This is a genomic window from Burkholderia sp. AU17457, assembly GCF_002223255.1.
GTDB lineage: Bacteria > Pseudomonadota > Gammaproteobacteria > Burkholderiales > Burkholderiaceae > Burkholderia > Burkholderia sola.
The window spans coordinates 85,022-98,979 of sequence record NZ_NKFB01000008.1; the positions used below are offsets into that span (position 1 = coordinate 85,022).

General features: G+C 62.4%; 3 protein-coding genes and 1 pseudogene. 2 read left to right on the forward strand and 2 right to left on the reverse strand.

What is annotated here, in order from left to right:
- Positions 1-15: 15 nt before the first annotated feature.
- Positions 16-549: pseudogene (locus tag CFB49_RS30520) on the reverse strand (DDE-type integrase/transposase/recombinase); the annotation flags it as partial.
- Positions 550-984: 435 nt separating this feature from the next.
- Between CFB49_RS30520 and CFB49_RS30525 the strand changes: the two are divergent.
- Positions 985-12,744, forward strand: coding sequence for a YadA-like family protein (locus CFB49_RS30525; RefSeq protein WP_089493239.1), 11,760 nt, complete (start codon positions 985-987; stop codon positions 12,742-12,744).
- A gap of 196 nt (positions 12,745-12,940) precedes the next feature.
- Here CFB49_RS30525 and CFB49_RS37190 read toward each other — a convergent pair whose 3' ends face one another.
- On the reverse strand, positions 12,941-13,099 hold the full coding sequence (locus CFB49_RS37190; RefSeq protein ID WP_143329359.1) for a transposase: 159 nt from the start codon (positions 13,097-13,099) through the stop codon (positions 12,941-12,943).
- Positions 13,100-13,207: 108 nt separating this feature from the next.
- Between CFB49_RS37190 and CFB49_RS30530 the strand changes: the two genes are divergently transcribed.
- Positions 13,208-13,921, forward strand: a complete 714-nt coding sequence (locus CFB49_RS30530) for a DUF2726 domain-containing protein (protein ID WP_179234984.1) — start codon at positions 13,208-13,210, stop codon at positions 13,919-13,921.
- Positions 13,922-13,958 lie beyond the last annotated feature (37 nt).

The following is a 13,958-nucleotide window of genomic DNA, read 5'->3' on the forward strand; positions in this document are numbered from 1 at the left end:
ATACCGGACACGGCATTACGCTAAGGTTACCGAATCCATCGAACGCCGGGACTCGCGAGGCGAGCGGTATTTCAGCGTGCTATGGGGATGCTTCTCGTGGCGATGCTCGAACGCGATGGCCACGTTGCATGCAGTAGTCGCTGCGTCCGGCTTCGGCATGAAGGCGACGTAGTTGCATTTCGTCGTCTTCACGAAGCGCTCGGCCATCCCATTGCTTTGGGGGCTACCAGTGCGGTCAATGGCTTCAGGCCAATGGCCGCCGCGAACCGGCGCGTGGCGTCGGCCATGTAGCTCGCCGTTTTCGCTCAGCCACTCGATTTCGGATGGCTTATGCAGTTCGTCGCCGAACCGATTTTCCACTGCAGCGAGCACCACGTCTCGCACGATGTCGCCGCTATGGCTTGCCGTCGTGGCTGCCCAACTCATCGCCTCACGATCACATCAATCCGGTGCGAACGTTACGCACAGCGGCTCGCCGTTGTCGCCGCCGAATTCGAAGCCGCCCGAGCACCATCGGTGATTGCTGCGCGCGACGGCCACCTTGCCGTCTGAAAAATTAGATATGCCTGATCCACGATTTCAAAAGTGGATCGTGAAGGTGCGCGTTATTTTAGCCTGCCGATAAGAGTCTCCAATATAAATTCGATTTTTTAATTAAATCGACTCGTCTTTAGGTGGTCCCCCAGCGCTCGAATAGGAAATGGCCTATGTTTCCGTCGAAAAATAGGACATCGGGCGAATTTTTTGCGTCGCTTCCTATATTTCATGGCACCGGGTGGGGCCGATAATTCGATGGACTTTGGAGTCGGATCGTCATTGCGTCCATGAGCGTAAAGCAATGGGTGCGCGCATGAAGCCCGGCGGGTCTCATGGCCATTACCCGAATCGATGTGGCGCGGGATTTCGGTCGGCTGTTCGTTCGATAGCAATGCTCCGCCATGCTAATGGATGAACGCTGTTTTGTTTTGAGATAGAGAGTGTTATATGAATAAGTCGTACAAGGTGGTTTGGAATGCATCCAGCGGAACATGGACCGCGGCTTCTGAAATTTCGAAATCTCGTTCCGGCGGAAAATCGTCGAAAAAAACACTCGTAAAGATCAAGCAATCCCATGGCGCTTTCGCTGGGAATATGTCCTATCGTCCAATTCTGGATGCGGCGGAAAGTGTGTGCATGATCACACGTGAAAATCTCACCGGACTGCGTAAGGCGCCCGCTATATTGGCGCTTTCTATTGGTGCCGGAATGGTCGGGGCTGCCAGTGCTAAAACGCATATCGGATTGGCCGATGGCGAGAGCGTTTACTGTGCGGCAAGCGATAGCGTTGCGTCGGGGAAGTGCAGTCCTTTCAACGACGCGGTGGATCATTCGGCGGGCGGTGTACTTGAGTCGTCCGTGCCAGTTAGTGAGGCAAAGGCAGGTCGTCAATCTGACGACGACACCGTGAAGAAGCTGGCGTTGTCGTCAGGCAGTGGTATCGACGTTTCAAAAGCGAGGATTACTTCGTTTTCAGCGAGCGTTACGGATGCCGATGCGCTGAACATCAAAAAGTTGAGCGATGCGGTCAATAGCGATATGTTTGCTGCAAACAAGAAAGACGTTTCGCTCGGGACTAGTGCTATTGCGAAGAATCCTGGTGACATCGCTGTGGGCTGGAGCGCGCGCGCCGAAGGCGGTGACTCGACTGCGATTGGGATGCATGCGCAGGCGGTCCCCGCCGGTTCTGTGGCAATCGGGGCAAACGCCGGCGTAATGTACTACGCCGAAGGTGCGGTCGCGTTAGGTAGCGGATCCGACGCGGATCGAGGTTTTTCGGTAGCGGTCGGTAGTGAAGATGCGCAGCGCCAAATTATTCACATGGCGGCCGGTACAGCAGGCACCGACGCTGTCAACGTCGACCAACTTTCGAGTGTGGTTGCCGCCGTTGGTGGCGGCGCAAAGGTGAACTCGGACGGGACAATTGCCGCGCCGACGTATAAGGTCGGAGGCTCCGACGTTCACACGGTTGGCGACGCGTTGTCGAACCTTGACGGCCGTGTGACGACGAACGCGACGAACGTCGAGAAACTGCAAGGCAACTTTGCTGATACTGGCCTGCTGGACGCGAAAACGGGCAAAGTGACTGCGGCGGTGACGTCGGACCAGATGAATGCCGCAATTGCGAAGGCCAGTAGTGACCGGCTTGACACAGAGCGGGTCACGATCGGGAAGGGCGCGTACGCAACCAGTAACAATGTCGCGGTAGGCGAGGGCGCGAAGGCGGATACTGGGGGAGCGGGAGCGGGCGTGATTGCTATTGGCGCTAACGCAGCAGCCGGTCGGCCGGGGTATTCGGGGGCTATTGCGATTGGCGACGGCGCACGCGCGGTCGATGGCTCGCAAGGCGGCTGGATGCGTGCAGTAGCAGTCGGAGCAGGCGCGCAGGCGCAAGGGGTTTCTGTTGCCATTGGACCCGATGCTCAGTCCAGCCCTGGTAATGGGGTCGCGTTAGGGGACCAAGCCAGTGTAGGCGCGAATGCCACGTGGGCAGTGGCGCTTGGCACTGGATCGGCAGCCGATCGAGCCGATACGGTCTCGGTAGGGAACGCCAAATCCCAGCGTCAGATCGTGAACGTTGCAGCGGGTACGCAGGACACCGACGTCGTGAACGTGACGCAGTTGAAGGGCGTAGCGACGGCGCTGGGTGGTGGTGCCGGCATCGGCGCCGATGGCAGCGTGACGGCACCGACGTATCACGTCGGCGACAAGACCTACGGTAACGTAGGTGACGCGATCACGGCCGCGGCGGAAACCGGCGGCGGTACGAATCCGAACGAGGTTGCATACGACGATGCGACGACGAGCACGATCACGCTGGCCGGCGAGCAAGGCACGACGCTGAAGAACGTTGCAGCGGGTGCGGTGAATGCGACGAGCATGGAAGCGACGAACGGTGCACAGCTGTACGGCGCGTCGCAGAGCGTGGCGGGTGCGCTGGGTGGCGGTTCGACGGTGGACGCAGTAGGCAAGCTAACGGCACCGGCGTACACGCTGGACGGCGGCAAGACCACCGCGCACAACGTTGGTGACGCGGTGTCGAACCTGGACGGCCGTGTGACGACGAACGCGACGAACGTCGAGGAACTGCAAGACAATCTTGCCGAATCCGGTCTGTGGGACAAGGACAAGAACCACGTAATCGCGGCGGTGACGTACGACCGCAAGGCAGATGGCACGGCGGATCGCGGCTCGGTGACGCTTGGCGGTGCGGGCGCAGCAGCGCCGGTGGTGTTGAAGAACGTTGCAGTCGGTACGGTTGACACTGACGCAGCGAACGTGAGCCAGTTGAAAGGCGTTACTACGGCGCTGGGTGGCGGTGCAGGCATCGGCGCCAATGGCAGCGTGACGGCGCCGAAGTACCACGTTGGTGACAAGACCTACGGTAACGTGGGCGACGCGATCACGGCGGCGGCGGAAACCGGCGGCGGTGGCGGTACGGATCCGAACGCGGTTGCATACGACGATGCGGCGAAGAGCACGGTCACGTTGGCTGGCGAGCAAGGCACGACGCTGAAGAACGTCGCGGCCGGCGCGGTGAACGCGACGAGCCTGGAAGCGATGAATGGTTCGCAGCTGTACGGCACGTCGCAAAGTGTGGCGAGCGCGCTGGGCGGTGGTTCGACGGCGGACGCAGCCGGGAAGCTGACGGCACCGGCCTACACGCTGGACGGCGGCAAGACGACCGCGCAAAACGTTGGCGACGCGGTGTCGAACCTGGACGGCCGTGTGACGACGAACGCGACGACCGTCGAGAAACTGCAAGGCGATATAGCCGAATCCGGTCTGATGGACAAGGACACGGGCAAGGCGATTGCAGCGCTGACGTATGACCGCAAGGAAGACGGCACGGCGGATCGCGGCTCGGTGACGCTTGGCGGTGCGGGCGCGGCAGCGCCGGTGGCGTTGAAGAACGTTGCGGTCGGTACGACTGACACCGATGCAGTAAACGTGAGCCAGTTGAAAGGCGTTACGACGGTACTGGGCGGTGGTGCGGGCATCGGCGCCGATGGCAACGTGACGGCACCGAAGTACCACGTCGGTGACAAGACCTACGGTAACGTCGGTGACGCGATCACGGCCGCTGCGGAAACCGGTGGCGGTGCGAATCCGAACACGGTTTCATACGACGACAAGACCAAAGGCGCGATTACGCTGGCTGGCGAGAAAGGCACGACGTTGAAGAACGTCACAGCCGGCGTGGACGCGACCGACGCAGTGAACGTCGGCCAATTGTCGGATGCAACGAAGTCGATCCGCGATTCGCTCTCGGACGGCAGCCTGTCGATGCGCTACATCAAGGTCAAGGCAACGGGGCAAGCCGCAAACGCGATGGGAACCAATACCGTCGCGATCGGCGCGGGCGCAAACGCGACCGGAAATGGCTCGCTGGCCTTGGGTACGGGTTCGCGCGCGAACGGGCTCAACTCGGTCGCGATCGGCCTCAATTCGGTTGCTACGGAGGCGAACCAGGTATCGGTTGGCGACGTCGGTCGCGAACGTCGCATTTCGAACGTGGCTGACGGTACGGAAGATACCGACGCAGTCAACGTGAATCAATTGACCGAAGCGATCGAAAAGATGTCCGACCGGACCGACAAGCTGTCGTCGGAACTCAGGTCGCGGCATGGCTCGCTGACGGCTAACGTCCTTGCAGCCAAGACAGACTTGGCATCGGTCGACCCATCGAAATTCTTGCAAGTTGCCGGTGCGGGAGCGGACGGTAGTCAGGAGAATACCGCGAACATCGTCGGCGGCGATCCGGCGAGCGACACTGCCGCCGCGATCGGTGTAGGTTCCATTGCCTCGGGCGCGAATGCGGTCGCCCTCGGCGTGCGTAGCTACGCGTACTCGGATGGCGCAGTGGCCATCGGTAACATGGCCCAAACGGGTGCCGGCCAGGCGAACGCGGTGGCCATCGGGTCGAATGTGACGACCAATGGAGAAAGCGCGCTTGCTGTGGGTTCGCAGGCGCGGGCAAACGGCGACAACGCGATCGCGCTCGGCAATAACGGCGTGGCGGCAATCGGCGCGAATTCCATTGCGCTCGGTAACAAGGCCAGCTCCGCAGCAGGTGCGACCAATGGCATTGCGCTGGGCGCGTCCGCGAGTGTTGCACGCAACGTGGCCGACTCGATGGCGCTGGGCGCAAATACCAGCGTCGAAAAAGGCGCGAACAGTGCGGTCGCACTGGGTACCGGTTCCAAGGCGACGCGCGCCAATACCGTTTCGGTGGGTAATGCCGGAAGCGAGCGCCAGATCGTGAACGTCGCGGCGGGTACGCAAGGCACCGACGCGGTGAACGTGACGCAGCTCAGTGGCGTAACGACGGCGTTGGGTGGCGGTGCGGGCATTGGCGCCGATGGCAGCGTGACGGCACCGAAGTACCACGTTGGCGACAAGACCTACGGTAACGTGGGCGACGCGATCACGGCCGCGGCGGAAACCGGCGGTGGTGGCGGTACGGATCCGAACGCGGTTGCATACGACGATGAAGCCAAGCGTGCGGTCACGCTGGCTGGCGAGCAAGGCACGACGCTGAAGAACGTTGCAGCGGGCACCGTGAATGCAACGAGCATGGAAGCGGTGAACGGCTCGCAGCTGTACGGCGCGTCGCAGAGCGTGGCAAGCGCGCTGGGCGGCGGTTCGACGGTAGACGCAGCAGGCAAGCTGACGGCACCGGCGTACACGCTGGACGGCGGCAAGACGACGGCGAAAAACGTTGGCGACGCAGTGTCGAACCTGGACGGCCGTGTGACGACGAATGCGACGAACGTTGAGAAGCTGCGAGACGATATTGCCGAATCCGGCCTGGTGGACAAGGACACGGGCAAGGTGATCGCGGCGGTGACGTACGACCGCAAGGAAGACGGCACGACGGATCGCGGTTCGGTGACGCTTGGCGGTGCGGGCGCAGTAGCGCCGGTGGCGTTGAAGAACGTTGCAGGCGGGATTTCGGATACCGACGCAGTGAACGTAGGCCAGATGAAGGGCATCACCACGGCATTGGGTGGTGATGCGGGTATCGGCGCCGACGGCAGCGTGAAGGCACCGACGTATCACATCGGTGACAAGACCTACGCTAACGTGGGTGACGCGCTTGCAGCCGCGGCAGCAAGCGGTGGCGGTGGTACGGATTCGAATGCGGTTGTGTACGACGATGCAGCCAAGAGCGCAGTCACGCTGTCTGGCGAGAAAGGTACGACGCTGAAGAAAGTTGCAGCGGGCGCGGTGAGTGCGGATAGCACGGAAGCGGTGAACGGTTCGCAGCTGTATGGCGCCGCGCAAAGTGTGGCGAGCGCGCTGGGTGGTGGGTCGAAGGTAGACGAAACCGGTAAGGTGATGGCACCGACGTATAAGCTGGACGGCGACAAGACCAGTGCGAATAACGTTGGCGAAGCCGTGTCGAATCTCGACGGCCGTGTGACGACGAACGCGACGAACGTCGAGAAACTGCAAGGCGATTTTGCTGAGTCGGGTCTGGTGGACAAGAACACGCGCAAGGTGCTTGCGGCGGTGACGTACGACCGTAACGACGGCACGGCGCATGGCAACTCGGTGACGCTGGGCGGCGCGGACGCGGCAGCGCCGGTTGCGTTGAAGAACGTTGCAGATGGCGCGGTGGCCAAAACGAGCACGGATGCGCTGAACGGCTCGCAGCTGTACGGCGCGTCGCAGAGTGTGGCGAGTGCGCTGGGCGGTGATTCGATTGTGGACGCAGGCGGTACGGTGAGGGCGCCGACGTACACGCTGGACGGCGGCAAGACCACGGCGAAAAACGTTGGCGAAGCGGTGTCGAACCTGGACGGCCGTGTGACGACGAACGCGACGAACGTCGGGAAACTGCAAGACAATCTTGCCGAATCTGGTCTGTTCGACAAGGACAAGAACCAGGCAATTGCGGCGCTGACGTACGACCGCAAGGAAGACGGCACGGTGGATCGCGGTTCGGTAACGCTTGGCGGTGCGGGCGCAGCAGCGCCGGTGGCGTTGAAGAACGTCGCAATGGGCATCGGCGACACCGATGCGGCGAACGTGCGTCAGGTGAAAGGCATTACCACGGCGCTGGGCGGTGATGCGGGCATCGGCGCCGATGGCAGCGTGACGGCACCGAAGTATCGCATCGGCGACAAAACCTACGGCAACGTTGGCGACGCGCTCGCAGCCGCGGCAGCGAGCGGAGGCGGCGGTACGGATTCGAATGCGGTCTTGTACGACGATGCAGCCAAGACCGCGGTCACGCTGTCCGGCGAGAAAGGCACGACGTTGAAGAACGTTGCCGCCGGCGCGGTGAACGCGACGAGCATGGAAGCGATGAACGGTTCGCAGCTGTACGGTACGTCGCAAAGTGTGGCGAGTGCGCTGGGCGGTGGTTCGACGGTGGACGCGGCCGGCAAGGTGACGGCGCCTGCGATCCGTGTCGGTAGCAAGACCTACGGTAACGTCAGTGACGCGATTGCGGCCGCGGCAGCCAGCGGCGGCGGTGGTGGTAAAGGCTCGAGCTTCGTCACGATCGATGGTATGGGTTCGGACGGTAGTCGGTTCAATACCGCGAGCATCGCGACGGGCGATCCGGAGAGTACGACAGCCGCCGCGATCGGCGTGGACGCTCATGCGGCCGGGGCGAACGCGATTGCGCTCGGCCTGAACACCGGGGCGCTGTCGAACGAATCGGTTGCGATCGGCAATATGGCGCAGACGGGCTCGGATCAAGCGTACTCGGTGGCCATCGGTTCATGGGTGACGACCAATGGCGCGGGGGCGCTGGCGATCGGCTCGAACGCGAAGGCAAACGGCGAGAACGCGGTTGCGCTCGGCAGTAACGGCATCAAGGCTATCGGGGCAAGCTCGATCGCGATCGGCAATGCAGCAGAAGCCGCGGTAGGCGCGACCAATGGCATTGCAATGGGCACGAGTGCGAGCGTTGCACCGAACCTGACCAATGCGATGGCGCTGGGTGCCAATACGAGCGTGGAAGGCGCGGCGAATGGTGCCGTGGCGCTGGGCGCAGGCGCCAAGGCGACGCGCGCCAATACCGTTTCGGTGGGTAACGCCGGAAGCGAGCGCCAGATCGTGAACGTTGCGGCGGGTACGCAAGGCACCGACGCGGTGAACGTGACGCAGCTCAGTGGCGTAACGACGGCGCTGGGTGGCGGTGCGGGCATTGGCGCCGATGGCAGCGTGACGGCGCCGAAGTATCACGTCGGTGACAAGACCTACGGCAACGTGGGTGACGCGATCACGGCCGCGGCGGAGATTGGTAGCAGCAAGGATCCGAACGCGGTTGCATACGACGATGAAACCAAGAGCACGGTCACGCTGGCCGGCGAGAAGGGCACGGCGCTGAAGAACGTTGCAGCCGGCGCGGTGAATACGACGAGCATGGAAGCGGTAAACGGCTCGCAGCTGTACGACACGTCGCAGAGCGTGGCAAGTGCGCTGGGCGGCGGTGCGACGGTGGACGCAGCAGGCAAGCTGACGGCACCGGCGTATACGCTGGACGACGGCAAGACGACTGCGCACAACGTTGGCGACGCGGTGTCGAACCTTGACGGCCGTGTGACGACGACCGCGACGAACGTCGAGAAGCTGCAAGACGATATTGCCGAGTCCGGTCTGGTGGACGAGGACACGGGCAAGGTGATCGCGGCGGTGACGTACGACCGTAAGGAGGACGGCACTGCAGATCGTGGCTCGGTGACGCTTGGCGGTGCGGGTGCAAAGGACCCGGTGGCGTTGAAAAACGTCGCAGCCGGTGCGGTAAACGCGACGAGCACGGAAGCGGTGAATGGCTCGCAGTTGTACGGCGCGTCGCAGAGCGTGGCAAGCGCACTGGGTGGCGGTTCGACGGTGGACGCAGCAGGCAAGCTGACGGCACCGGCGTATACGCTGGACGGCGGCAAGACGACCGCGAACAACGTTGGCGACGCGGTGTCGAACCTGGACGGCCGAGTGACGACGAACGCGACGAACGTCGAGAAGCTGCAAGACGATATTGCGGAGTCCGGTCTGATCGACAAGGACACGGGCAAGGTGATCGCGGCGGTGACGTACGACCACAAGGAAGACGGCACGGCGGATCGCGGCTCGGTGACGCTCGGCGGCGCGGGCGCAGCAGCGCCGGTGGCGTTGAAGAACGTCGCGGCTGGCGCGGTGAATGCGACGAGCATGGAAGCGGTGAACGGCTCGCAGCTGTACGGCACGTCGCAGAGCGTGGCAAGCGCGCTGGGTGGTGGTTCGACGGTGGACGCGGCGGGCAAGGTGACGACACCGAAGTACCACGTTGGCGACAAGACGTACGGTAACGTGGGTGACGCGATCGTCGCCGCAGCCGAAATGGGTAGCGGTACGGATCCGAACGCGGTTGCATACGACGATGAAGCCAAGCGTGCGGTCACGCTGGCTGGCGAGCAAGGCACGACGCTGAAGAACGTTGCAGCGGGCACCGTGAATGCAACGAGCATGGAAGCGGTGAACGGCTCGCAGCTGTACGGCGCGTCGCAGAGCGTGGCAAGCGCGCTGGGCGGCGGTTCGACGGTAGACGCAGCAGGCAAGCTGACGGCACCGGCGTACACGCTGGACGGCGGCAAGACGACGGCGAAAAACGTTGGCGACGCAGTGTCGAACCTGGACGGCCGTGTGACGACGAATGCGACGAACGTTGAGAAGCTGCGAGACGATATTGCCGAATCCGGCCTGGTGGACAAGGACACGGGCAAGGTGATCGCGGCGGTGACGTACGACCGCAAGGAAGACGGCACGGCGGATCGCGGTTCGGTGACGCTGGGTGGTGCGGGCGCAGCAGCGCCGGTGGCGTTGAAGAACGTCGCAGCAGGCGTGGATGATAGCGACGCGGTGAACGTCGGCCAGTTGAACACCGGGTTGTCCGATATGAAGCGCGAACTGGCTGAAGGCAACATCGATCTGAAGTACATCAAGGTCCGGGCCAGCGACGCACCCGCGACCGCTACTGGCGCTCAGTCTGTCGCGATCGGTTCAAAGGCCTTGGCAGGCGGTTCGAATACATTGGCGCTGGGTGCCGGTGCGCGTGCGCTCGCGAGCGGATCGGTTGCGCTGGGTTCCAACTCCGTTGCGAACGAGGCGATGACGGTGTCCGTCGGTGATGACGGGACCGAACGCAAGATCGTCCACGTGAGAGCGGGGGACGTCACAGCCAGGAGTACGGATGCGATCAATGGATCGCAGTTGTTCGAGGCGCTGGGCAAACTGAAATCCCGTGTCGCAGCTGAGCAGTCGCACCTGTTGTCTCGGGTCAATGCGCTTGCGGATTCGGACGAGTCGAATTCCCTGGTCGCGGTCGACGGTATGGGGGGGACGAACTCGGCGAGTATCAGCGGGGGCGATCCGGAGAGCACGACGGCCGCCGCGATCGGCGTAGAGGCTCATGCGGCAGGGGCAAACGCGATCGCGCTCGGGCTGAACACTGGGGCGCTATCGGACGAGTCGGTTGCGATCGGCAATATGGCGCAAACAGGCGCGGACCAATCGTACTCGGTGGCCATCGGTTCGAAGGTGACGACCAATGGCGCGGGAGCGCTGGCGATCGGTTCGAACGCGAAGGCGAACGGCGAGAACGCGGTCGCGGTCGGCAATAACGGCATCAAGGCGATCGGTGAAAGCTCGATCGCGATTGGCAATGCCGCTGAAGCCGCAGTGGGCGCGACCAATGGCATTGCGCTGGGCACGGGTGCGAGCGTTGCGCCGAACGTGACCAATGCGATGGCGCTGGGTGCCAATACGAGCGTGGAAGGCACGGCGAACGGTGCCGTGGCGCTGGGCGCAGGCGCCAAGGCGACGCGTGCGAATACCATTTCGGTGGGTAGCGCCGGAAGCGAGCGCCAGATCGTGAACGTTGCGGCGGGTACACAAGGCACCGACGCGGTGAACGTGGCGCAGCTCAGTGACGTAACGACCGCGCTGGGCGGCGGTGCGGGCATCGGCGCCGATGGCAGCGTGACGGCACCGAAGTATCACGTCGGCGACAAGACCTACGGTAACGTCGGCGACGCGATCGCGGCTGCAGCGGCAAGTGGCGGCAGTGGCGGTATGGATCCGAACGCGGTTGCGTACGACGATGCGGCGAAGAGCGCGGTCACGCTGGCTGGCGAGAGAGGCACGACGCTGAAGAACGTTGCGGCCGGCGCGGTGAATGCGACGAGCACGGAAGCGGTGAACGGCTCGCAACTGTATGGTGCGTCGCAGAGCATGGCCACAGCGCTCGGCGGCGGCTCGCAGGCAGGCGCCGACGGCACGATCTCCGCGCCGAGCTACTCGCTCGCGGGCGGCACGACGACGGTGAACAGTGTCGGTGCGGCGATCGGCAATCTCGACGGGCGGGTGACGGCCAACACCGGCGATATCTCGACCCTGAAGGATACGATCGCGAACAGCGGTCTGATCGATCCGGAAACCGGGCAAGCGGTCGCAGCGGTGCGCTACGATCGCAACGAAGACGGTTCGGCGAATCGTGCGTCGGTCACGCTCGGGGATGCCGGTACAGCGGTTGGCCTGCACAACGTGGCGGCCGGAGCGGTAAGCGCGACGAGCACCGATGCGGTGAACGGATCGCAACTGCACGGCATGGGCACAAGCGTCGCGAATGCGATCGGGGGCGACACGACCGTCGATGAAAGCGGGCAGGTTGCCGTCCATTCGATCGAAGTGGGCGGTCACAAGTACGCGACCGTCTCGCAGGCGGTGCAGGCGGCTGCGGCGTATGGCGCCACCGATTCGTTAGCGGTGCGCTACGACATCGACTCGCACGGCAACCCGAACTACGGTTCGGTGACGCTGGGCGGGCCTGCGGCGGCGCCGGTGATGCTGACCAACGTTGCCGACGGCAAGAGCCAGTACGACGCGGTGAACTACGGCCAGTTGTCGTCGCTGAAGAGCGACTTCGAAAACCGCCTCGGCACGATGGACGATCGCGTCAGCAAGATTGAAACCGCTGGCGGTTCGGGCGGTGACTCGCGCCGTACGGTCGGCAACGACCTGATCAGCGGTTCGGGCGAAGCGGGCCAGGCGGTGACGGCGGCCCAATCCGGCAACGGCAGCAACAACGTTGCGATTGGTTCGGGTTCGACGATCAACGACGATGCTGGCAACGCCACGGCAGTCGGCGCGAACGCGACGGTGCACGCCGCGGGCGGCACGGCGATTGGCGGAGGTGCTGATGCACACGCGGCCAATAGCACTGCGATCGGCCAGGACTCGTCGGCTCGCGGCGAGAATAGCACGGTGATCGGTCAGGGTGCGAAGGCCCGCGGCGACAACAGCGTTGCGATTGGTGCAGGCTCCGTCGCGAACGAGGACAACACGGTCTCGTTCGGTGACGGCTCCGACCAGGGCAAGCGCCGGATCGTCAATATCGCGGATGGCGTGAATGCGTCGGATGCGGCGACCAAGGGGCAGCTCGACCGGGCGGTTGGCGGGCTGCAAGGTCAGATCAACGGCGTATCGCGTAATGCCTATTCGGGCATCGCGGCGGCAACGGCGTTGACGATGATTCCGGGTGTCGACCCTGGCAAGACGCTGTCGTTCGGTATCGGCAGTGCGAGCTACAAGGGCTATCAGGCGGTCGCGTTCGGCGGGGAGGCCCGCATCAACAAGAACCTGAAGATGAAGGCCGGTGTGGGCTTGTCGAGCGGTGGCAACACCGTTGGCCTCGGTGCATCGTATCAGTGGTAATTGCCGACTGACGGAGCGGGGAAACCCGCTCCCGTATTTCCGGACCCGCCTCGCGCGGGTCTTTTTTATTTACGCCCAGCATGCGAGGTCGGACGGAATTCGTAGAGGTCAACTGGTGCTTGAGCTTGTTGTTATGCCGCTCCAATTCCTTGAGGTGCTGCGCTTCGGGGGCCGTCCTCCCGGCGAACTTCGTTTTTCAGTTGCGGTAGGTCGCTTCGGAGATCCCGTACTTGCGGCACAGCTCTGCCGGCTTCAGGTCAGTCTCGACTCCGTTCAAGATACCGATGATTTTTTCTTCAGTGAACCGCGTCCGCGCGAATGGAGAGGCAACCCTTGATTTTGCAACTAGAATAATCTAATTAAGGTGATTTGGCAGTGAGGTGTTGTGGGTTGTCACAGGAGACTTGATCGATTTTAGAACGTTAAAGAAAATTCAGGTTTTCCAAATATAACTAAAACTATGATGGTTCTGTTGCTGGTTTTTCTTGCGATTGTCGGTGCGGCTTTTGTCGCTCTTGGCGTGAACGGGGTAAGGCGTTCGCGAAAATATAGGCCGCAATCGGAAAGTGGTTCGAGGGCCGAGCGTCAAAGTCTTGCGAAGGGAGTTGAGCCGCTCGCGCCGGGGCGTGCGCAGTTCGAGAGCGAGTTGCTTGTGGAGCGTGGACGAGTGGCCGGAACGGCAGTGCCTGACGTCGGAAGTCATCCTGACTGCACGGATAAGCGCACCGCGAGGCGCGGTCCAATGATAAAAGGCGAGCCGAAATCTTTGCTCGCGGGCGCAGCTCCTCATGGACATCGGGCACTTACCGCTGCGCAAGAGTCAGAGTTTTATGATCGATTGTGCACTGCATTGCCGGAGGCGGACATTTTCAAGCAAGTTGCTTTGAAAGAGCTCGTTGATGCTGAGCATAATGATAAATTGGATATAAAATTATATAATAAAAAGGTTTTCGATTTCGTGGTTCGTGGAAGCGATGGTGGCTTATTGTATGCTGTTGAGTTGGATGATAGGTCGTGTGCGTGGCAATATACCCGCCGAGATGATTTGTTGAAAGATGACGTTGCACGGGCCATTGGGTTGCGCGTGATGCGGTATTGGAGCGTCAAGACTGATTCGACCGTGCTGAGGCGAGATTTTGAGTCGTGTGCGGCTCGCTCATTTGGACGGCGGAGTTAACCTGTTATTTCATGGCAACTTGGGGCGTGGTTGATCC